Source organism: Vibrio sp. SCP2, assembly GCF_059295395.1.
Genome location: NZ_JCAFVV010000005.1, coordinates 215,236 through 236,517 on the forward strand (window position 1 = coordinate 215,236; position 21,282 = coordinate 236,517).

The window sequence follows — 21,282 nt, forward strand, 5'->3', positions numbered from 1 at the left end:
GGGACGTATTATAGAGTTTTCGGTGACAAGGATCACACGTTATTTTTACATCTTAAGATAAAAGTCTTTCGTCAAATCGATAAAGGCATCGCTATAGCCTCCATCACTATGAATAGTCAGGGATTCTTCAATCGTTGTTATTGGTGTTTTGGTCAGTTCAATCAACAGCCTAGTGACCTCTTTACGTTCAGTGGGCTTGATTTGGCATCGTCGACTGACATGCCAACCCTGTTCTGTCGCTAACTGAATGAACAGATCTCCCTCGACTTTAGGTAGTACAAAGCTTGCTTTGCCTTGGCTGGTGAGTAACTGCTGACATCGTGCAAGCAACGCTTGATGGGTTAAGGTATCTGTATGTCTAGCGGTTGCGCGCGAAATATTGCTCGCTTGCTCACCTGTATTGAAGTAAGGCGGGTTACATATGATGCGATCAAACTGTTTTGGAAATTGGTACGTAAGCACATCACCTTGATGGAGCGCTAATCTTTGCGCCCAAGGTGAGCGCGTGAAATTTATATTTGCCGCTTCGATAGCATTGTCATCAATATCAATCGCCTCGATAGTCATTGAAAGATGACGTTGAGCGCACATCAAACTTAGCAATCCTGTCCCTGTTCCAATATCCAATAAAGACGCCGCATTTTCCAAGCTAGTCCAAGCACCTAGCAGTACTCCGTCAGTACTGACAGGCATGCCTGAAAGGCCGCCGTAAATGCTAAATTGTTTGAAATCGAAGTCTTTTGTTTTTTTCATAACTTTTATGTTTGTCGGAGTTCGGTTAGTTTTTGAGTTAATTGATCTGTTGTTACGCGGTTGTTTGGTTTTTTGTGCTATTTGTGTCCAGTGTGTAGTGGATTTTGACTAGTTTATTAAACTGGTATTTTTATTGATATTGGTGATGTGTGCTGATTTTTAGGTCTGATTATAAATTTTTATGGTGTTTTTAGCCTTGAGCTTGCGAGGTGATAAGGATTTCGTCATCATGCGCGCCTTAATTTTATAGAGTGAGCGCACGTTCGTATCACTCAGCAAACACAACATCTATTAAATTATAAGTAAAGGGTCGACAGTGAATCAGACTTTAAAACTAACAGATATTATTGCGGTAGGCTTTATGCTTTTCGCATTCTTTTTGGGTGCAGGTAACATTATTTTCCCACCTTTGGCTGGTCAATTAGCCGGAGAAAACTTAATTCCTGCTATGACAGGTTTCCTACTGACGGCAGTAGGTCTACCTCTTATTACTATCGTTGCAATTGCGGTTGCTGGTGGTTCTTGGGAGCACTTAACCAAAGATCTGCCAAAGCGCGTGGCGATGACTATTGCGGTACTGATTTTTATCATCATTGGTCCTGCATTTGCAGCGCCTCGTACAGGTCTTGTCGCTTACGAAATGGCAGTTAAACCCTTCTTTATCGATGCGGCGCAAATGCATTTGACGATTTTCTCTGTTCTATTCTTTGTTGTCGCGATGTTTTTTGCATGGTCTCAGGGCAAGTTGATCGATGTGATTGGTAAAATCCTGACTCCAGTTCTTTTCTTGGGATTGATTGTGCTTGCGGCTGCGGTATTTATTGATCCGCAAGGTGAAATGATCGCTGCGCAAGGAGAGTACCTGACGCATCCTCTACAGAAAGGTTTCCTAGAGGGTTACAACACCATGGATACGTTTGCCTCGCTGATGTTTGGTGGGCTTATCGTAGATGCACTGCGTAAAAAAGGTGTAGATGATCAAAAGGCGACGGCGAAGTACCTGATTAGCGCAGCATTTGTCGCTGCAACGGGCCTAGTCTTTGTCTATGTATCACTGTTCTACCTAGGCGCAACTAGTGCCGCAGTAGCTGCTGGTGCTGACAACGGTGGTGCGATTCTTAGCGTGTACGTTCAGTCTCTATTTGGTCCATATGGTCAGATTGTGCTGTCTGTGATTGTACTGCTTGCATGTTTGACCACGGCTATCGGTATTATCTCTGCTTGTTCTGATTACTTCAGTTCTATCACGCCAGTTTCTTACAAAGCATGGGTAGTTATCATTGGTGTTGCTTGTGCAACTGTGGCAAATGTTGGTCTATCACAGCTAATTTCTCTATCTGTGCCTGTGCTATTTGCACTATATCCAGTAGCGATTGCGCTAGTGGCACTGACGTTTGTGCGCAAAAAGCTACCAAATCCACAAGTGGCTTATCGTGTGGTTATTTTGGTCTCATTACTGTTTGCACTGATTGATGCGGCAAAAGTTGCAGGTGTCGACGTATCAGCACTGAGCATGCTGCCGTTGTTTGATGTTGGTATGGGGTGGTTGATGCCAACGGCAGTTGCAATTGCATGTATGTTTTTTGTTGGTAAGTCAGAACAACAGACGCTAACGGAAGAAGCTGCATAATAAAGCAACTTTTTTGAATCAAAGATCCCCAGTCGCGCAAGGCGTGACAGGGGATTTTTTCTATTCAAGCATTTTTATTCGTCAATAAAATATTCCTGTATCTTCGTCACATTTTTCAGTAGAATTCTCCGGTTAAATTCTACTCATAAATGTTGAGCAAACATGTTTGAAATCAATCCAATTAAAAACCGCCTAAAGGACGTGTCTGAGCGCACAAATGTCCTGAGGGGGTACCTTTGACTATGACGCCAAACAAGAGCGTCTAGAAGAAGTCAACGCAGAACTAGAACAACCAGATGTATGGAACGAACCAGAGCGCGCACAAGCTCTAGGTAAAGAACGTTCTTCACTAGAAGCGGTTGTTGAAACGATTGATCAACTTGAGCAAGGTGTTGAAGACGTTGAAGGTCTTTTAGAACTTGCTGTTGAAGAAGAAGATCAAGAAACCTTCGATGAAGTTGAACCAGAATTGGCTGAGCTTGAAGCTAAACTAGAAAAGCTTGAGTTCCGTCGTATGTTCTCTGGCGACCACGATGCTTCAGACTGTTACATCGATTTACAGTCAGGCTCTGGTGGTACAGAAGCGCAAGACTGGACTTCAATGATGCTACGCATGTACTTGCGCTGGGCTGAAGCGAAAGGCTTTAAGACCGAAGTTATCGAAGTGTCAGAAGGTGAAGTCGCGGGTCTGAAAGGTGCAACGGTTAAGATTTCTGGCGAGTACGCTTATGGCTGGTTGCGCACAGAGACTGGTGTTCACCGTCTTGTTCGTAAATCGCCGTTCGATTCAAGTGGCCGCCGTCATACATCGTTTGCTTCTGCGTTTATTTACCCAGAGATTGATGACAACATTCAGATCGACATTAACCCTTCTGATCTACGTATCGACGTATACCGCGCTTCTGGTGCGGGTGGTCAGCACGTTAACACCACGGAATCAGCGGTTCGTATTACTCACGTTCCTACTAACACTGTGGTTCAATGTCAGAACGATCGCTCTCAACATAAGAACAAAGACCAAGCGATGAAGCAGCTTCGTGCGAAGCTTTTTGAACTAGAGATTCAAAAGCAGAACGCAGAGAAGCAAGCGAACGAAGATGCGAAATCTGACATCGGTTGGGGTAGCCAAATCCGCTCTTACGTACTGGATGACTCGCGCATTAAAGACTTACGTACTGGCGTTGAAAACCGCAACACTCAAGCGGTTCTAGATGGCGACCTAGACAAATTTATTGAAGCTAGCCTGAAATCAGGTCTGTAAGCTTTTCACCGAAAAAACTATCGTTACTAACGAAAACAGGATACATCGAAAATGACTGATGCTGTTCAAAACGAGAACGTACAAGAAGAGAACAAGTTAATTGCTGAGCGCCGCGCTAAATTGGATCATATCCGTAAGAGCTGCAAAGCAAACGGCCACCCAAATGACTTCCGTCGTGAGCACCTAGCTGGTGATCTTCAAGCGGAATTCGGTGAAAAGACGAAGGAAGAGCTAGAAGAGCTAAACCACATTGTTGCTATCGCTGGTCGTGTTATGGCTAAACGTGGTCCATTCCTAGCGATTCAAGAAACATCTGGCCGTATCCAAGCATATGCTGCAAAAGATGTTCAAAAAGAGCTGAAAGAGAAATACCAAGGCCTAGATATCGGTGACATCATTGGTGTTAAAGGTGCACTTCACAAGTCAGGTAAAGGCGACCTTTACGTGAACATGGAGTCTTACGAGCTGCTAACTAAAGCACTTCGTCCGCTGCCAGAGAAGTTCCACGGTCTAACTGACCAAGAAATGCGTTATCGTCAGCGTTACGTTGACCTAATCGTGAACCAAGATTCACGTGAAGCATTCATCATTCGTTCTAAGCTTGTATCGGCAATCCGTAACTTCATGAGCTCGAAAGGCTACCTAGAAGTTGAAACGCCAATGATGCACGTGATTCCTGGTGGTGCAACGGCTCGCCCATTCATTACTCACCACAACGCACTAGACATCGACATGTATCTACGTGTTGCACCTGAGCTTTACTTGAAGCGTCTAGTAGTGGGTGGTTTTGACCGTGTATTTGAGATCAACCGTAACTTCCGTAACGAAGGTCTATCTCCACGTCACAACCCAGAATTCACAATGATGGAATTCTACCAAGCGTACTCTGACTACAAAGATCTGATGGATCTAACAGAAGAGATGCTAAGCACAGTGGCGATGGACGTTCTAGGTTCAACGTCTATGCCTTACGGTGACGAGACGGTTGAGTTTGGTGGTACGTACGCTCGCATGAGCATGTTTGAAGCAATCAAACACTACAACCCTGAGCACGCTGAGATCCAAGCACTAACGGAAGAAGATCTACAAGACCGTGACAAGATGGTCGCGATTGCGAAATCTGTACATGTTGAAGTAGAAACGTTCTGGACATGTGGTCAGCTTCTAGAAGAGATCTTTGGTGAAACGGCTGAGCCTCAGCTAATCCAACCAACCTTCATCACTGGCTACCCAGCGGACATCTCTCCTCTAGCACGTCGTAGCGATGACAACCCGTTCTTTACAGACCGTTTTGAGTTCTTTATCGGTGGTCGTGAAGTTGCAAACGGCTTCTCTGAGCTGAACGATGCACAAGATCAAGACGAGCGTTTCAAAGCGCAAGTTAACGCCAAAGACGCGGGTGATGATGAAGCAATGTACTACGATGCAGACTACATCACTGCACTAGAGCACGGTCTACCGCCAACAGCAGGTCAAGGTATCGGTATCGATCGTCTAGCAATGCTGTTTACTAACACGCACACTATTCGTGACGTGATTCTGTTCCCAGCGATGCGCCCTCAAGCTTAAGCTGAAGGCAAACAACATAATTTTAAAAGTCACCTTCGGGTGACTTTTTTGCGTTTTAGTCACCTACAACTAAAGTTTGTTTTTCCCTCTAGTATTGGTCTAACCAGTCAATCTATTCACTGTTTGTTAAGCAATTGAGTTACTTAGCAAAGAAAGTTTTTTTCGAGTAGCTTCTCACAACGCATGGAAAAAGTGCGATTCCCCCGCTAGTCTTATATTTGAGACAGATTATCTCTGTAAGTCTCTATAATGTAACCACATACGATTTTATGTGTGTTTACGCGCACAGCATTTATATTATCAATAAAAAGGAACTAGCTTCATGGGTAGTCAATTCCGGATGGATTCCGTTCCAGGTTCGTTGGTTGTAGTGGGAGGAACCTATGAGCCTTGGCTGTCAGTTTTAGAGCAAGTAGGTTGGAGATGTACTCAGTGTGGTGATTTACGCAAGGCCGATGCACTGTTTACTGAAACGGGCCCTTGTATCGGTATTGTTGATCTCAGCCATGATGAGTTCAGTCTCAATGGTATTGCTAATTTGGTGAGTAAACACAAACAGGTACGCTGGTTAGCCTTTATTCGTGAGTCTCAATTAAGCTCAGATACTATTTGCCAATTTATCGTTAACTTCTGTATCGACTTTTTTACCGCTCCAATTCCTGATGCTCAGTTGCTTAGCACCATTGGTCACCAATTAGGTATGCTGAAACTTGAGAAAAAAGTTTGGCCACATTACGGCAATCAAAGTGACATGGGATTAATTGGTGACTCTATCCCTGTTAAGCGTCTACGTGACCAGATTAAGCGCATTGGTCCTACTGATGTCAGTATCTTAATCTACGGAGAAAATGGCACAGGTAAAGAAACCGTTGCCCGTGCCGTCCATCGTACCTCTGCGCGAGCAAATAAAGAGTTTATCTCGGTTAACTGCCGTGCGATGTCGGAGCGTCGAATAGAGAGTGATTTATTCGGAATTAATCGTGATGATATGAGCGAGCCATCAATTCTAGAGAGAGCGGATGGCGGTACGATCTTACTCAACGATATTCTCACCTTACCTCGTTCGCAGCAGTTTAATTTATTGCGTTTCCTCCAAGAGGGGATGGTAGACACTGCATCAGGTCGTAAGGAAGTAGATGTGCGCGTTTTAGCGGCGAACTCTGCAGATATTGAAAAAGCTTTGATTGATGGTGATTTTAACGAAGAGCTCTATCACTACATCAATGTGCTGCGTATTAATGTTCCGAGTCTAAAAGAACGTGCTGGGGATATCTCTATCCTTGCCCGTCACTTCTTGCAGGAGTACTCAAAAGAGTACAATGCTCAAGCGCGTAGCTTTACTGAAGAAGCAGCACGTGCCATGACCCGTTATCATTGGCCTGGTAATGTCCGCGAACTGATGAATCAGATCAAACGTATCGTGCTGATGTCAGATACCGTGATGCTTGACGAGCCACATCTAGATCTACCTAAGCGTAGTGATAGCCGCCGCAGCTTAAAGAGTATTCGTGAGCGTAGTGAAAGGGATGCCTTGTTGTTGGTGCTAGAGTCTCACTCTGGTCAGGTGTCGATGGCCGCAAAGGAGCTAGGTGTATCGCGTGCAACCATGTATCGATTGTTAAACAAACACAACCTAATTTCAGACATACCTGCATAGCTGATTGATTTGTAAATAAAAAGCCGAGCTAGAGATAGCGCGGCTTTATTTATATTACCGATATGATCTATTGCACATGCAATATTCCTTGGCTGAATATCTTATAATCAAAAGCTCAAACCGGTTATTTTTAGGTTAAAAATTTGTTTTGAAATTTTATGCAGAAAGGTGGTTGAAATATCACCTAATATGAATAGAATTTAACCATGAGCTAAGGCTCAAACCCATCAAAATATTTGGATTAATACATTAGCTAGGAGGCGCACAATGAAACATTTCACTGTTCAATCATTTATCTGTGCGTCTGTCGATCAAACCATTCCCGCAATGGATGCTATTAAACGCAACACGTTTGTAGCCGATCGAAAACTAGATAAAACCATGTAATTAATCCGTATCCTTTTTTTAATTGGCTGCGGAAAAGCAGCGAATTAAAACACTCTTGATCTCATGATTCGTTGATCTTTTCCCAGCTTCAAACTCAACTGGAGAAAACTCATGAGTCATTCTGTATACCTAAAACTTGCCACTCTTTTGGTCAAAGCGGATCTACGTCGAGAAGAGCGTGATTGGAAACGTAAACTACGTCGTAGTGCCTACGACTTACCTTGGAACAACGAGCATTTGCTACGTGATATCGGTCTTGAGCAAGATGGTCGTCCAATAGGATTTACTGAACCAGATAGCGTCAAAGCCGAACGTCGTATTCGTCATCTTCGTCGTGTACTCAGTGCGCGAATACCAACGTAATCTCAGGGGCAGGCGCTTCACCTGCCCCGTTATTTCTGTAACGATAGATTATGGACAAGGGTTGGAGTAAGTCGTCCCAATCTCTTGAATTCCTTGAAGCAACTCATCTGTTAATACGACATCTAAACTATCAATATTTGATTTAAGCTGTTCCAAGTTTGTCGCGCCAATGATGTTGGATGCGACAAACGGCCTTTGGTTAACAAATGCCAACGCCATTTGCGCCGGATCTAAACCGTGTTGCCTTGCGAGATCGACGTACGCTTGCGTCGCTTGTTCTCCTTGAGGAGTAAAGTAACGAACAAAGCGTTCAAAAAGAGAGCATCGAGCCCCTTCAGGACGGGCTCCATTTAGGTATTTACCACTTAGACAGCCAAACGCGAGTGGAGAATAAGCAAGCAGCTGAACGCCTTCATAATGACTTATTTCAGACAAACCTACTTCAAAACTTCGATTGAGTAAGTTGTAAGGGTTTTGAATCGAGACAATCCTTGGTAGCTCGTGCTTTTCTGCTAATCGAAGCAGAGTCATCACGCCCCACGGTGTCTCATTGGAAACACCGATATAGCGGACTTTTCCTGCTTTAATTAGCTCAGCGAGCGCTTCGAGCGTTTCAATTAATGTCACCTCTTCCTGAGCGTCAGGGTAGGGGTAGTTCAGTTGACCGAAACAGTTGGTTTGCCTTTGTGGCCAGTGTAGTTGGTAAAGATCAACATAATCGGTTTGTAACCGTTTCAGGCTATCATCAATCGCAAGATGGATATTTTTCCGATCTAAACTCATGTTTTCGCGGATATAAGGGATGTTTCTTGGACCCGCAACCTTGGTGGCTAACACCACTTTTTCTCGCTTACCTGATTTAGCAAGCCAGTTTCCAATGTACTGCTCGGTTAACCCCTGAGTATTTGCTTTTGGCGGCACAGGGTACATCTCTGCGGTATCAATAAAATTCACACCGCGCTCAAGTGCGTAATCAAGCTGGCTAAAAGCTTCTTGCTCAGTATTTTGCTCACCAAACGTCATGGTGCCAAGACAGATCTTACTCACTTCCAACGTAGAATGGGGTAACTTGTTGTATTGCATCGATCTTCCTTGTCGTTACAGGTATGTGATCCCACTATAGGGGATTTGAGTATGATTAGAAAAGAGCGAGGGGTAACAAATTCGCAAATTTTGCAAAGTTGGCTAATACTGATTAATGGAGGTGAACTATGCAAAAAAGTCAGTTAGATAAGTGGATACATGGTCATCATAAAGACAGCTATCAACCACCAAAGGTGTTTGTGATTGGCTGTTCAGACTTATCCCAGTATCTATTAGCCGTTGAATATAAGCACAAAATAGAGCCAATAAAGATTGATGATGAGCCAGTGCACTTCGACTCGCTAGAGCTAGTCAAAGAGGAGTTACTGAGACTAGGTGTGGAACGAGCATACCTACGTTTACATAACGCTTATGATGAATGTGGTGCGAGTGACGGTCCTCTGTATCATGATGTGGAGCTATCGCTTACCACGCACTAAACATAATGGTTTTCAAGAATACGCGCTGTGAATTGAGTTCTTAAATAGAATCCTCTTGGCAGCGTTTTTATTGGTTTACCGCTTGCTCCATAGGCTTCGGTCAAAACTCGGCTATTCGCCGCTTTAGGTCGTAGCTGCAAAACCTCACCGTGACGAGCGTTAATTTGCTCTACTCGGCCTAGTACGATGAGTTCCATCAGCTCTTCCCAGTCAGCTTTAAGTTGTTGCTCTACTTCGATGCTTGGCGACCAGATCAAAGGTGAACCTACGCAACGCTCCGCTAGTGGGATCTCTCTTTCGCCTTCTACTGGAATCCACAACACTCTGGAAAGTTTATTGCGAACATGGCTTGTTTCCCAAGTGAGACCGTGAACGCCAATCAGTGGTGCGACACAAACAAAGGTCGTTTCTAATGGTTTTCCTGAGTACCCAATTGGAATGGTTTTTAGCTCGATTCCCAGCTTCTCAAAATCTTGAGTCGGTTTACTGCCTGCCGTTGCCCCTAAGTGCCATTCTAATAGCTGTCCAACCCAGCCTTTATCACGACGAAGATCCGGTGGAACTTCGATCTCGGCTTCCTCCGCCAGATCGGCAAAGCTAACACCTGCGATGCTTTTTGCTCGTTCAAGCAGTTCTTGTTCTGTGGTCGGTTCTGGCTTCATTGGTATTGCAACAGTGTGGAAAGTGAGCTCATTGTAACTCAGTGAAAGAAAATTACGACTGTAGAGAGAATGATCGTTGTGAGTGAAAGATCATCAATTAAAGGGTTATCCACAGCCTAGTTGGAGAAACTTGCAAATTGGCGCGGGTATGTATGAATAAACAGGGGTTTAAGGGTGAAAAAACACTTGAAATTTTAGTCATATAGTTAGGTTTAACTTATGTGGTGTGGATAAAATCAACTGTGGTTGATCTTTGACCGATCTGTGTTGGTGGATAGAAATGCTTCTATGAGACAAACTAATTAAATTTATTTTTATTATAAGTTATTGTTTCTAATGTATTTAAATTTTCTTGGTTTGATCTTCTTGCTACCCCAAAGTATGAGTTGGTTAGCTATTGATCACTTTCACATTGATTCTTCACATAGTTATACACAGAAAAGGTGAATAAATGTGGTCTATGTCTCACTGTGGTGTGAGTAACCTCGAATTTGATTAAAAGTTATCCATTGGAGGATGTGAAAGCAATATTTTCTGCCCTAGTCACACTAGTAAGTTTGCTCCTACTGGGGATATGTGGAAAAATCACTGTAATTAAAGATTTTATTAGAGGTTGGCCAGTGATAGATGGCGATGGTTACCGCTTAAATGTGGGAATTGTAATCTGTAACAGCCATGGTCAGGTCTTCTGGGCTAAACGATACGGACAACACTCTTGGCAGTTCCCTCAAGGTGGAATTGATGAAGGTGAAACCCCTGAACAGGCAATGTATAGGGAGTTGTATGAAGAGGTTGGTCTTACAAAGAAAGACGTAAAGATCGTCGCGACAAGTCGTCATTGGTTAAGATATAAGCTACCAAAGCGCCTTGTTCGTTGGGATTCAAAACCTGTTTGTATCGGTCAGAAACAGAAATGGTTTCTGCTGCGACTCGATTGTGATGAATCACGAATTGATATGTTGCGTGGCAGTTCCCCTGAGTTTGATGGTTGGCGTTGGGTAAGCTATTGGTATCCAGTCAGACAAGTGGTTTCTTTTAAGCGTGATGTTTATCGTCGCGCAATGAAAGAGTTTGCATCAATGGCAATGCCATTTAAACAGCGTAAAGTAAAAGGCAAACGTAAGCACCGAAGAGGATAGACATGCTTTCTCAACTAAGGGAAATAGTTGAACAAGTTTCTAAGGTAGAAGAAGTTCATCAGGCCTTAGATATTTTAGTTAAACAAACATGCAGTGCGATGAGTACTGAGTGTTGCACCGTCTATCTTGCTAACGAAGAAATGCAGCGTCTTGAGTTAATGGCGACTCAGGGCCTGCGTTTTAAAGGCGATAAAATTCATATCCGATTTAGCGAGGGCTTGGTTGGCCTTGTTAAACGCAGTGCTGAGCCGCTTAACCTAGCGGAAGCTTCCAAACACCCCAATTTTAAATACTTCTCCGAGCTGGGAGAGGAGGTTTATCAAAGCTTCCTCGGAACCCCAATTATTTACCGTAAACAAGTGCTTGGCGTACTCGTCGTTCAGCAGAAGACCCCGCGTCAGTTTGATGAGATGGAAGAGTCGTTTTTGGTCACACTTGCCGCTCAGCTGGCTGTGATTATCGCTCATGCCCAGACTCAAGGTCATTGGCGATTAGAGAAAAAACAGCAAGCAATTCGTGGTGTTCCGGCATCTTCTGGTGTGGCAATTGGCGAGTTTTGGTGGGATGACACCCAACCTGAACTGAGTAATGTTTATCCTGCTTCGACATTAGATATTGATCGCGAGCAGGAGTGGCTGTTACTAGCGATAGAAGAAGCGTTGAATGACTTTCGACGCATGCGCAAAAAGCTTGATAGCGAGATAAACAAAGACGCTTTAGCGATATTCGATCTTTTTACCCACTTGCTTAACGATCCTATGCTGCGCAAAGACCTCAAAGCGCAAATCCAAAAGGGGGATCGTGCAGACTGGGCGCTGCGCCAAGTGGTTGAATCCTACTCCAACCGCTTTGCTCGTATGTCTGATGTTTACTTGAGAGAACGAGCACAAGACATTCGTGAGCTAGGCCAACGGTTATTATTCTTTTTGCATAATACCGACCAAGAAAAGCAGTCCTTTGATAAACCCGTAATCTTAGTCGTGCGTGAGCTCACCGCGACCCTATTGGCATCGATCCCTAAAGAGAAACTGTTGGCGGTTATTTCTTTAGAGGGAGCAGCTAACTCTCATGCGGCGATTTTGTCGCGCGCATTAGGTATCCCCGCGGTCATGGGTGTCACGTTAAACCCTAAAATACTGAATGGTAAGAAAGGCGTTGTTGATGGCTATAGCGGTAAAATACTTGTTTCACCCAATCGACAACTGCTACGTGAATATCGCGCCCTTGCTAACGAAGAGCGCGAGTTGGCTAATATGGTTAATCAGCGCATTGAAGAGCCTGCATTTACCAAAGATGGCCAACGTATTGAAGTGATGTTGAATGCCGGGTTAAGTGCCGATACTAATATTGCCATCAACCAAGGTGTTGATGGGGTAGGCCTGTACCGAACTGAAATCTCATTTCTGCTGCAGCACCGATTTCCTTCAGAAGAAGAGCAGACTCAGCAGTATCAAGCCGTGTTAAGCAGTTATCCGAATAAGCGCGTTGTGATGCGTACGCTGGATGTTGGTGGTGACAAAGCCTTGCCTTATCTCCCTATTGAAGAAGATAACCCATTCTTAGGATGGCGTGGTATTCGCTTTACTCTCGATCATCCCGACATCTTCTTAATGCAGATTCGGGCGATGATGAAAGCGAGCTCGAAGCATCAGAATCTAAGTATTTTGCTGCCTATGGTATCTGGAGCCCAAGAGCTTGATGATGCCATTGAACTGATTACGCGCGCCTATGAAGAGGTGGCAGAGCTTGATGATCAGATCGCCATGCCTCAGATTGGTGTGATGATCGAAGTACCGTCGATGATCTACTTGCTGCCACTGATTGCCAGTAAAGTAGACTTTGTATCTATCGGTACTAACGACTTAACTCAGTACTTGCTTGCGGTTGACCGAAACAATGCGCGAGTGGCCGATGTTTATGAGTCAATGCACCCCTCGGTTATTATGGCTTTAAGCCATATTCACCGAACTTGTCAGCAATTAAACCTACCTGTATGTATCTGTGGTGAACTTGCCGGTGACCCAATTGGCGCACTCTTAATGGTTGGCTTGGGCTACCGCAGTTTGAGTATGAACACGTCGAACGTGGCAAAAGTGAAGTACCTGTTGCGTCATACTGAAACGGAAGAATTACGTTCGCTTGCTGACAAAGCGCTGATGCAACCTTACGGCCATGACATTTATGCTATGATGCAATCATTTTTTGAAAGTAAAGGCTTTGCCGGCTTTATTCGAGCGGGCAAAAAATAAGGATTATTGTGTCTATAGAACTACTTGTTTCTTTTATGCTGCTTGGAGCTGTCGTTGGCGTTATGGCAGGATTACTCGGTATTGGTGGTGGATTAATCGTTGTTCCAGCACTGCTTTTTCTTTTACCAGCAGCGGGTATTGATGCCAGCATTAGTATGCAGATTGCGTTGGCAACATCGCTTGCAACCATTATTGCCACCTCAGGCTCATCGGCTCTAAACCATTTCAAACTCGGTAATGTCGATATGTTCGTCGTTAAGTGGCTGATGCCCGGTGTGGTGGTCGGTGGTTTCTTGGGTGCGAATGTTGCTGAGTGGATCCCTGCTCAATACCTACCTAAAGTGTTTGGTGTCATCGTGTTGCTGCTGGCTATTCAAATGCTATTTTCTATCCGTGGTAAATCACAAAAAACCATGCCGGGTAGTGCCACTACTATGGTTTATGGCACTGGGATTGGCGTCGTTTCGAGCTTAGCGGGTATCGGTGGCGGCTCATTGTCTGTCCCGTTTCTCAACAGCCATGGCATTGAAATGCGTAAAGCGGTAGGCTCGTCTTCGGTTTGTGGTTGTATGATTGCTATCTCTGGCATGGCGGGTTTTATCTTACATGGCTACAAAGTCGATGCGCTGCCTGATTACAGTATCGGCTATGTCTATCTGCCTGCTTTGGTTGCGATTGCGTCGACCTCTATGTTGACGACGCGCATTGGGGCAAAGCTAGCGACATCCTTACCTACACCAACTTTGAAAAAAATATTTGCAGTTTTTTTAATGTTTGTTGCTGGAACTATGTTGCTCTAGAGCACTCTCATCTATACAAATAAAATCGTCAGAACTTCAAAAAGAGTAATCCACCTATGTCTCAGGGATATCTAACTTTTCCAAATATCGATCCTGTACTTGTGTCCATTGGGCCGCTTTCTATCCGTTGGTATGGATTGATGTATCTAGTCGGCTTTGCCTTTGCTCTATGGTTGGCGAATCGCCGAGCAGACAAAGCAGATAGCGGTTGGACGCGTGAGCAAGTCTCGGATCTTCTGTTCGCTGGATTCTTGGGTGTCGTTATTGGTGGTCGAGTCGGCTACGTTATCTTTTACAACTTTGATCTCTTCATCCAAGACCCGCTTTACCTATTTAAGGTGTGGACAGGTGGCATGTCATTCCATGGCGGCCTACTGGGTGTCATTACCGCTATGTTCTGGTATGCGAAAAAGAATGGCCGTACCTTCTTTGGCGTGGCGGACTTCATTGCTCCGCTGGTGCCGTTTGGTTTAGGAATGGGCCGACTAGGTAACTTTATGAACAGTGAGCTATGGGGGCGCGTTACAGATGTGCCTTGGGCATTTGTCTTCCCTAATGGTGGTCCACTTCCTCGTCACCCATCTCAGCTGTATGAAATGTTCCTCGAAGGGATCGTGCTGTTCTTTATCTTGAACTGGTTTATCAAGAAACCACGTCCTCTAGGCGCAGTATCAGGGCTATTTTTAGCGGGATATGGTACATTCCGTTTCCTAGTAGAATACGTACGTGAGCCGGATGCACATTTAGGTCTGTTTGGTGGATTTATCTCTATGGGACAAATCTTATCTCTACCTATGGTGCTGATTGGTATCCTGATGATGGTTTGGGCGTATAAGCGCGGCCATTACAAAGATGAACTCCCACAACAAACGAAGTAAGGAATTGGTGTGAAACAGTATTTAGATCTCTGTCAGCGTATCGTTGACCAAGGTGAGTGGATTGAAAATGAGCGCACCGGCAAGCGTTGCCTAACGGTGATCAATGCAGATCTAACTTACGATGTCGCGAACAACCAGTTCCCGTTAGTGACGACTCGTAAAAGCTTCTGGAAAGCCGCGGTTGCTGAGCTACTTGGTTACATTCGTGGTTACGACAATGCCGAAGATTTTCGCAAGCTAGGCACCAAAACTTGGGATGCCAACGCAAACCTCAATGAAGCATGGCTCAATAATCCTTACCGTAAGGGTGAAGATGATATGGGGCGCGTTTACGGTGTTCAAGGTCGTGCTTGGGCTAAGCCAGATGGCGGTCATATCGACCAGCTACGTAAAATCGTTGATGACTTAACGCGTGGTGTCGATGACCGTGGTGAAATCCTAAACTTCTACAACCCAGGTGAGTTCCATATGGGCTGTCTGCGCCCGTGTATGTACAGTCATCACTTCTCCCTGCTAGGTGATACCTTGTACTTGAACAGCACTCAGCGCTCTTGTGATGTCCCTCTGGGGCTTAACTTCAATATGGTTCAAGTGTATGTGTTCCTTGCGATTATGGCTCAGATTACGGGCAAGAAAGCAGGGCAGGCATACCACAAGATTGTTAACGCTCATATCTATGAAGATCAACTTGAGCTGATGCGTGATGTACAGCTAAAGCGTGAGCCACTAAAAGCACCAACGTTTCATATTAATCCTGAGATTAAGTCACTAGAAGATTTGGAAACTTGGGTAACACTGGATGACTTCTGGGTTGAAGGTTACGAGCACCACGATCCGATTCAGTATCCGTTTTCAGTCTAGCAAGACGTTATGAATTACTAAGCCGCCCAAGATAGGGCGGCTTTTTTGTAAGAGAAGGGAGGCGGGAACGGACTTCGTCCTATGGAACGCTGCGCTTTTGGAGGGCGGGAGTGGGCTTTGTCCAGATTGAGGAGACCAACACCATATTGGGTCATTCCATAGGGTGACGAAGGAGCGAGTAGGGAATCTCTCAAGGTTTTCAACTTGCTATAAGAGATCCCCAACTCTCTCGTTCCTCGCTCTTGAGGATGACGGTAATAAAACAAAAGGCTGATATGTATATTGTGCCAACCCTTTAAGTTCTCTCCAGCTCTCCGTAGGGCGAAGCCCGTTCCCTTATCCCTCTTTCCCGAATCCCTCTTCCTAAACACAAAAAGCCCGCAACCTAAGTTGCGGGCTTTGTAATAAGCGATGGTCTTTGTATTAAGCTGTCAGCGCTAGGATTGTGCCTGGCAGTGCAACGAACACTGCTAATAGATAACCAGCTACAACCGCTTTGTTCTTCACAGCCATGTCAGAGATTAAGTCAGCACCTTTTACAGGTAGTTCACGTAGGAACGGAATACCGTAGATGAATACGGTCGCCATGATGTTGAACACTAGGTGTACTAGAGCAATCTGTAGTGCGAATACCGCAAACTCACCTGATACTGCTGTCGCTGCTAATAGAGCGGTGATACAAGTACCGATGTTTGCACCTAGAGTGAATGGGTAAACGTCACGTACTTTAAGTACACCAGAACCTACTAGTGGAACCATTAGACTTGTAGTCGTAGAAGAAGACTGTACAAGTACTGTTACGATAGAACCAGAGAAGATACCGTGGATTGGGCCACGACCAATTGCGTTCTTTAGAATCTCACGAGCACGGCCAACCATTAGGCTCTTCATTAGCTTACCCATTACAGTGATTGCTACGAAGATAGTCGCGATACCTAATACGATAAGCAAGATACCACCCATTTGGTCACCGAATGTTGCTAGTGGCTCTTTAACTGCGCTGACTACTGGCTTAGTTAGAGGCTTAATGAAGTTCAAACCTTTAATGCTCATATCGCCAGTTGCTAGGAATGGAGATACTAACCAGTGTGAGATCTTATCAAGAATACCAAACATCATTTCGATAGGTAGGAAGATCGCAACCGCTAATAGGTTAAAGAAGTCGTGGATAGTCGCACTTGCAAATGCGCGCTTAAACTCTTCTTTGCAACGAACGTGACCTAGTGAAACTAGAGTGTTGGTTACTGTTGTACCGATGTTCGCACCCATCACCATAGGGATAGCTGTTTCTACCGGAAGACCGCCGGCCACTAGGCCCACGATAATAGAAGTTACTGTACTTGAAGATTGGATAAGTGCTGTTGCGACTAGACCGATCATCAAACCTGCTACTGGGTGAGATGCAAATTCAAATAGAACCTTAGCTTGATCGCCGGTTGCCCATTTGAAACCACTGCCTACCATAGATACCGCTAGAAGTAGCAGATACAACATGAATGCCAAGTTAGCCCAGCGCAACCAGCGAGTAGTGCTCGAAATTGGCGCCGCTGTAGTAGTAGCTTGGTTCATAATCATTTTCTCCGTGGACCGTTAATGTCTTAGTTTTGGTCTGTTGTTGAAACTGAGGGCGATGTTAGAGGGGAAATATTTCAGTAATATTACAGTTCTGTGTAATAGAATTTTTTTTAACTGAGCAGTAAGTTAATTGCTGTAATTTGAAATTTACGCACTATATAAGCTTTTGTTTTTATTGGCTTTATGTTCAAGAAAATGAGTCTGTTTAGGATGTGATTAGAATCGAAAAAATCGCAGAAAATTTTCGATTGTTCGCCTGTTTGTGACAACTCATTGTCATATTCATAATCCTGGTTTCGGTAAAAGTTACGATAAATAAGTATAAAGTAGGTTTTGTCGAGTTATTGTTGTCACGCGCTGCATTTGCTATAACCTACACACTAAAATAAGAAGAGTATTTCTCTATGTCGCACTTAAACTACAACCATCTTTATTACTTCTGGATGGTATGCAAACAAGGCTCTGTTACTAAGGCAGCCGATGCTCTGTTTCTCACCCCGCAAACTGTGACTGGGCAGATTAAAGCGCTAGAAGAGCGTATGGATGGCAAGTTAACTAAGCGAAATGGCCGTAGCGTTGAACCTACTGAGCTTGGGCAGCTAGTGTTTAAGTATGCCGACCGAATGTTTGGCCTGAGCTATGAGATGCTAGATATTGTTAACTACAGTCAGCGTTCTAACATTCTATTTGATGTCGGTGTGGCAGATGCCTTATCAAAGCGACTAGTGAGTAAAATACTCCTAACCACCGTTCCTGAAGATAACAGTATTCATTTACGCTGTTTCGAATCAACTCACGAGATGCTACTAGAGCAACTCGCACAGCATAAGCTGGATATGATTTTGTCTGATTGCCCAGTCGACTCTAGTCAGAGCCCTGGTCTGTACAGCAAAAAGCTCGGTGAATCCAATATGAGCTTCTTCTGTTCAGGTAACGTCGATAATGTCAGCTTTCCTGCAGTATTAGAGCAGCGCAAACTGCTTATTCCCGGTAGCCGTACAGCGATGGGACGTAAAGTGTTGCAGTGGTTTGACCGTCAGGGGTTGCAGCCTAATATCTTAGGTGAATTTGACGACGTCGCTTTAATGAAAGCCTTTGCTCGTTACCACCATGATGTGATTTTCTTAGCCCCTTCTATCTATATGTCTGAAGTCGAAAGCGACCTTCCTCTACAACTTATCGGTCATATTGATGAGTTAAAAGAAGAGTACTATGTCATATTTGCGGAGCGTATGATTCAGCACCCAGCGGTGAAGAATGTTTGTGATGCAGATTTCACAACCCTATTTAATTAGACTCCGATCTATTTGAACAAATAGATTAGTTGTTACAATTCGATTAATATTTGAAATAATTCACTCTAATATAATTAAATACACAGTGAATCTGGTGACTGATCGACAGCGTTACTTATTGTGTAAGGCTGATGTTTGTAGAAGTATTGTTGTAGGAAGAGGTAGTGGCCGATGAATCTACAAGAGATGGAAAAGAACTCTGCTCAGGCTGTAGTACTGCTTAAGGCGATGGCCAATGAGAGGCGTCTTCAGATCTTGTGCTTATTACACAATCAAGAGCTGTCAGTAGGGGAATTGTGCAGTAAGTTGGAGCTAAGCCAATCCGCTTTATCTCAGCACCTAGCGTGGTTGCGAAGAGATGGTTTGGTGAATACTCGAAAAGAGGCACAGACAGTTTATTACACTTTGAGTAGTGAAGAAGTGAAGGCAATGATTCAGTTGCTACACGACCTTTACTGTTCAGAGAAATAGCAGATTTATCGAGGTTTGTTGTTTAGCCTCGAAATTTAGATATAAAAAAACCGGCAATTGCCGGTTTTTTCTTTCACTGGGAAATCAGAGTTCTATTAAAGAGCTTTGATTGCAGCAGCGAAACGAGACTTATGACGTGCAGCTTTATTCTTGTGAATAAGGCCTTTAGTAGCCATGCGGTCTAGGATTGGTGTAACTGCAGCAAATGCTTCAGTTGCAGCAGCTTTGTCGCCTGCTTCGATAGCAGCAACAGTTTTCTTCATGTAAGTACGCATCATTGAGCGACGGCTAGCGTTGTGCTGACGACGTTTCTCAGCCTGGATAGCGCGCTTCTTAGCAGATTTACTATTTGCCAAGGGTCTAACTCCCAAAAACTTAGTTCAGTGACAATTTAAGGGCGAGGAATATCCCTCATTTGCGCTTAAATGTCAAATAATTTGTGCAAAAACCAATCGAGCCAAACTAATTTTGGTTTGAAAGGTCTTCACGGTTAAGATGGCGGGGATTCTAACAGTATTTTTTTTTCAATGCTAATACTAATCTGCTCTGGTTATGACATTCCTGTTGTAAAGTAGAGCAAAATTTTTGATTCCCGAGGTAAATGTGAGTAAACGCCTACTCAAGTCAGGCATGATAGTTAGTGCTATGACCTTGATCTCTCGAGTTTTAGGCTTAGTTCGAGATGTTGTTGTTGCCAACCTTATGGGGGCAGGGGCCAGTGCCGATGTCTTCTTCTTTGCTAATAAAATCCCCAACTTTCTAAGGCGTCTATTTGCTGAAGGCGCATTTTCTCAAGCCTTTGTTCCTGTCTTGACGGAATACCATGCCGCCGGAGAGATAGACAAAACTCGTCAGCTCATCGCGAGAGCAGCAGGTACATTAGGCGTTATTGTCTCTATTGTTACTGTACTTGGCGTTTTAGGTTCTGGTGTGGTGACGGCGCTATTTGGTTTTGGCTGGTTCTTAGACTGGCTCAACGGAGGACCTTCGGCAGAAAAGTTTGAGCTCGCAAGCTTAATGCTCAAAATTACTTTCCCGTACCTATGGTTTATCACCTTTGTCGCTTTGTCGGGGGCGATTCTTAATACGTTAGGTAAGTTCGCTGTCTCTTCTTTTACGCCGGTTTTTCTCAATGTGATGATCATTTTATCGGCGTGGTTTATCGCGCCTCAATTATCACAACCAGAAATTGGTCTAGCGATAGGCGTTTTTCTTGGCGGCTTAGTCCAGTTTTTATTTCAGATCCCGTTCCTGATTAAAGCGGGAGTTATGGTGAAACCTAAGTGGGGTTGGCGCGATCCGGGCGTGGTTAAGATTCGTACCTTAATGATCCCGGCGCTATTTGGCGTATCAGTTAGTCAAATCAACCTCTTGTTCGATACCTTTATCGCCAGTTTCCTTCAGACAGGTTCTATTAGTTGGCTTTATTACTCGGATCGCCTGTTAGAGTTTCCACTTGGCCTATTTGGTATCGCTATCGCGACGGTCATTCTGCCTGCGTTATCTCGCAAGCATGTGGATGATCATAGTGACGGCTTTGCACAAACCATGGATTGGGGCGTACGTATGGTCACCTTGCTCGGTATTCCTGCCATGCTTGGTTTGATGGTATTAGCCAAACCTATGCTAATGGTGCTGTTTATGCGTGGCGAGTTTACTCCTCAAGACGTGAACTATGCCTCGATGTCTCTGGTTGCTTACGCGTCAGGCCTACTCAACTTTATGCTGATTAAAGTACTGGCTCCCGGTTACTACTCGCGCCAAGACACCAAAACGCCAGTTAAATATGGCATTATTGCGATGGTAACCAATATGGTTTTCAATGCTATCTTCGCTTGGTTCTATGGTTACGTTGGTCTTGCCATTGCAACCGCACTGTCTGCCTTTGTGAATATGTCTCTTCTATATAGAGGCTTGCACATTGCGGGTGTCTATCACCTAACCAAAAGAACGTTACTGTTTATAGCCAAGCTTGTTATTGCTGGTGGTCTGATGGTTGGCGCGATTTTGTGGCAGTTAGAAGATATGAATGTGTGGCTGACTTGGACATTGCTAGAGCGAGTGATGTGGTTAACGGCATTGATAGGATTAGGCGCGGGTGTTTACCTGTTGTCACTGCTTATAATGGATGTTCGTTTAAAAGATCTAAAAGCAGCGACAGAATAAGGGTGATTAGTATATAATCCGTCAGTTTCACGCAACGTTAATT

The 21,282-nt window shown here is 44.3% G+C and carries 19 protein-coding genes; 14 read left to right on the forward strand and 5 right to left on the reverse strand.

Translation table 11 applies throughout. From position 1 onward, the window contains the following. Positions 1-45: 45 nt before the first annotated feature. On the reverse strand, positions 46-753 hold the full coding sequence (locus AC5O63_RS15800; protein ID WP_494505557.1) for a tRNA1(Val) (adenine(37)-N6)-methyltransferase: 708 nt from the start codon (positions 751-753) through the stop codon (positions 46-48). A 316-nt stretch (positions 754-1,069) separates the two neighbouring features. Between AC5O63_RS15800 and brnQ the strand changes: the two genes are divergently transcribed. The 5 genes from brnQ to AC5O63_RS15825 all read left to right on the forward strand — a co-directional run bounded on the left by brnQ (position 1,070) and on the right by AC5O63_RS15825 (position 7,620). After that, on the forward strand, positions 1,070-2,383 hold the full coding sequence (gene brnQ / locus AC5O63_RS15805) for a branched-chain amino acid transport system II carrier protein (protein ID WP_494505558.1): 1,314 nt from the start codon (positions 1,070-1,072) through the stop codon (positions 2,381-2,383). A 162-nt stretch (positions 2,384-2,545) separates the two neighbouring features. Further along, a protein-coding gene (gene prfB, locus AC5O63_RS15810) for a peptide chain release factor 2 (protein WP_100225195.1) occupies positions 2,546-3,644 on the forward strand; the annotation gives its coding sequence in 2 pieces (ribosomal slippage) (positions 2,546-2,620 and positions 2,622-3,644; 1,098 coding nt in all). Between the two features lie 51 nt (positions 3,645-3,695). After that, on the forward strand, positions 3,696-5,213 hold the full coding sequence (gene lysS / locus AC5O63_RS15815; protein WP_494505559.1) for a lysine--tRNA ligase: 1,518 nt from the start codon (positions 3,696-3,698) through the stop codon (positions 5,211-5,213). A gap of 322 nt (positions 5,214-5,535) precedes the next feature. Continuing rightward, positions 5,536-6,870, forward strand: a complete 1,335-nt coding sequence (gene vpsR / locus AC5O63_RS15820) for a cyclic-di-GMP-binding transcriptional regulator VpsR (protein WP_171325725.1) — start codon at positions 5,536-5,538, stop codon at positions 6,868-6,870. A 498-nt stretch (positions 6,871-7,368) separates the two neighbouring features. Then, positions 7,369-7,620 (forward strand): hypothetical protein, encoded by a 252-nt coding sequence (locus tag AC5O63_RS15825; RefSeq protein ID WP_004744867.1) that lies wholly within the window; start codon positions 7,369-7,371, stop codon positions 7,618-7,620. Positions 7,621-7,668: 48 nt separating this feature from the next. Here AC5O63_RS15825 and AC5O63_RS15830 read toward each other — a convergent pair whose 3' ends face one another. Continuing rightward, the gene (locus AC5O63_RS15830; RefSeq protein WP_494505560.1) at positions 7,669-8,703 is read right to left on the reverse strand and encodes an NADP(H)-dependent aldo-keto reductase; all 1,035 of its coding nucleotides are present in this window, start codon (positions 8,701-8,703) and stop codon (positions 7,669-7,671) included. 128 nt (positions 8,704-8,831) lie between these two features. Here AC5O63_RS15830 and AC5O63_RS15835 point away from each other — a divergent pair, with 128 nt between their 5' ends. Further along, a complete protein-coding gene (locus tag AC5O63_RS15835; protein ID WP_004744865.1) occupies positions 8,832-9,143 on the forward strand; it encodes a DUF6482 family protein in 312 nt (103 codons plus the stop codon). Here AC5O63_RS15835 and mutH read toward each other — a convergent pair. Then, positions 9,140-9,805 carry a DNA mismatch repair endonuclease MutH gene (mutH, locus tag AC5O63_RS15840; protein WP_494505561.1) on the reverse strand — a complete coding sequence of 222 codons (666 nt, stop codon included), beginning with the start codon at positions 9,803-9,805 and terminating at the stop codon, positions 9,140-9,142. The two genes, AC5O63_RS15835 and mutH, sit on opposite strands and share 4 nt — an antisense overlap. Before the next feature lie 620 nt (positions 9,806-10,425). On the opposite strand from mutH, the gene rppH reads away from it, so the two are divergent. From rppH to AC5O63_RS15865, 5 genes are read left to right on the forward strand one after another with little or no spacing between them, the layout of a single operon-like run. Next, a complete protein-coding gene (rppH, locus tag AC5O63_RS15845; RefSeq protein WP_004744863.1) occupies positions 10,426-10,944 on the forward strand; it encodes an RNA pyrophosphohydrolase in 519 nt (172 codons plus the stop codon). A 2-nt stretch (positions 10,945-10,946) separates the two neighbouring features. Then, complete coding sequence (gene ptsP, locus AC5O63_RS15850; RefSeq protein ID WP_494505562.1) at positions 10,947-13,193, forward strand: phosphoenolpyruvate--protein phosphotransferase; 2,247 nt, start codon at positions 10,947-10,949, stop codon at positions 13,191-13,193. 35 nt (positions 13,194-13,228) lie between these two features. After that, positions 13,229-13,993 (forward strand): sulfite exporter TauE/SafE family protein, encoded by a 765-nt coding sequence (locus tag AC5O63_RS15855; protein WP_486795676.1) that lies wholly within the window; start codon positions 13,229-13,231, stop codon positions 13,991-13,993. Between the two features lie 56 nt (positions 13,994-14,049). Beyond that, complete coding sequence (lgt, locus tag AC5O63_RS15860; protein WP_069667527.1) at positions 14,050-14,871, forward strand: prolipoprotein diacylglyceryl transferase; 822 nt, start codon at positions 14,050-14,052, stop codon at positions 14,869-14,871. A 9-nt stretch (positions 14,872-14,880) separates the two neighbouring features. After that, entirely contained in the window at positions 14,881-15,732 is an 852-nt protein-coding gene (locus tag AC5O63_RS15865) for a thymidylate synthase (RefSeq protein ID WP_239826714.1), read from the forward strand. 423 nt (positions 15,733-16,155) lie between these two features. Here AC5O63_RS15865 and AC5O63_RS15870 read toward each other — a convergent pair whose 3' ends face one another. Further along, the gene (locus AC5O63_RS15870; RefSeq protein WP_004744858.1) at positions 16,156-17,301 is read right to left on the reverse strand and encodes a Na/Pi symporter; all 1,146 of its coding nucleotides are present in this window, start codon (positions 17,299-17,301) and stop codon (positions 16,156-16,158) included. A gap of 410 nt (positions 17,302-17,711) precedes the next feature. Between AC5O63_RS15870 and nhaR the strand changes: the two genes are divergently transcribed. Both nhaR and AC5O63_RS15880 read left to right on the forward strand, forming a co-directional pair. Further along, on the forward strand, positions 17,712-18,602 hold the full coding sequence (nhaR, locus tag AC5O63_RS15875; RefSeq protein ID WP_004744857.1) for a transcriptional activator NhaR: 891 nt from the start codon (positions 17,712-17,714) through the stop codon (positions 18,600-18,602). A gap of 171 nt (positions 18,603-18,773) precedes the next feature. Beyond that, a complete protein-coding gene (locus tag AC5O63_RS15880) occupies positions 18,774-19,073 on the forward strand; it encodes an ArsR/SmtB family transcription factor (RefSeq protein ID WP_004744856.1) in 300 nt (99 codons plus the stop codon). Positions 19,074-19,168: 95 nt separating this feature from the next. Here the strand turns inward: AC5O63_RS15880 and rpsT are convergent, their stop codons facing one another. Further along, entirely contained in the window at positions 19,169-19,429 is a 261-nt protein-coding gene (rpsT, locus tag AC5O63_RS15885; protein ID WP_004744855.1) for a 30S ribosomal protein S20, read from the reverse strand. Positions 19,430-19,676: 247 nt separating this feature from the next. On the opposite strand from rpsT, the gene murJ reads away from it, so the two are divergent. Beyond that, on the forward strand, positions 19,677-21,239 hold the full coding sequence (murJ, locus tag AC5O63_RS15890; RefSeq protein ID WP_494505563.1) for a murein biosynthesis integral membrane protein MurJ: 1,563 nt from the start codon (positions 19,677-19,679) through the stop codon (positions 21,237-21,239). Positions 21,240-21,282: the final 43 nt, after the last annotated feature.

Coding starts and splice junctions, on each gene's coding strand:
- AC5O63_RS15800 (WP_494505557.1), bottom strand. CDS start 753: ATGAAAAAAACAAAAGACTTCGATTTCAAACAATTTAGCATTTACGGC.
- lysS (WP_494505559.1), top strand. CDS start 3,696: ATGACTGATGCTGTTCAAAACGAGAACGTACAAGAAGAGAACAAGTTA.
- vpsR (WP_171325725.1), top strand. CDS start 5,536: ATGGGTAGTCAATTCCGGATGGATTCCGTTCCAGGTTCGTTGGTTGTA.
- AC5O63_RS15825 (WP_004744867.1), top strand. CDS start 7,369: ATGAGTCATTCTGTATACCTAAAACTTGCCACTCTTTTGGTCAAAGCG.
- AC5O63_RS15830 (WP_494505560.1), bottom strand. CDS start 8,703: ATGCAATACAACAAGTTACCCCATTCTACGTTGGAAGTGAGTAAGATC.
- AC5O63_RS15835 (WP_004744865.1), top strand. CDS start 8,832: ATGCAAAAAAGTCAGTTAGATAAGTGGATACATGGTCATCATAAAGAC.
- mutH (WP_494505561.1), bottom strand. CDS start 9,805: ATGAAGCCAGAACCGACCACAGAACAAGAACTGCTTGAACGAGCAAAA.
- ptsP (WP_494505562.1), top strand. CDS start 10,947: ATGCTTTCTCAACTAAGGGAAATAGTTGAACAAGTTTCTAAGGTAGAA.
- AC5O63_RS15855 (WP_486795676.1), top strand. CDS start 13,229: ATGCTGCTTGGAGCTGTCGTTGGCGTTATGGCAGGATTACTCGGTATT.
- lgt (WP_069667527.1), top strand. CDS start 14,050: ATGTCTCAGGGATATCTAACTTTTCCAAATATCGATCCTGTACTTGTG.
- AC5O63_RS15870 (WP_004744858.1), bottom strand. CDS start 17,301: ATGAACCAAGCTACTACTACAGCGGCGCCAATTTCGAGCACTACTCGC.
- nhaR (WP_004744857.1), top strand. CDS start 17,712: ATGTCGCACTTAAACTACAACCATCTTTATTACTTCTGGATGGTATGC.
- AC5O63_RS15880 (WP_004744856.1), top strand. CDS start 18,774: ATGAATCTACAAGAGATGGAAAAGAACTCTGCTCAGGCTGTAGTACTG.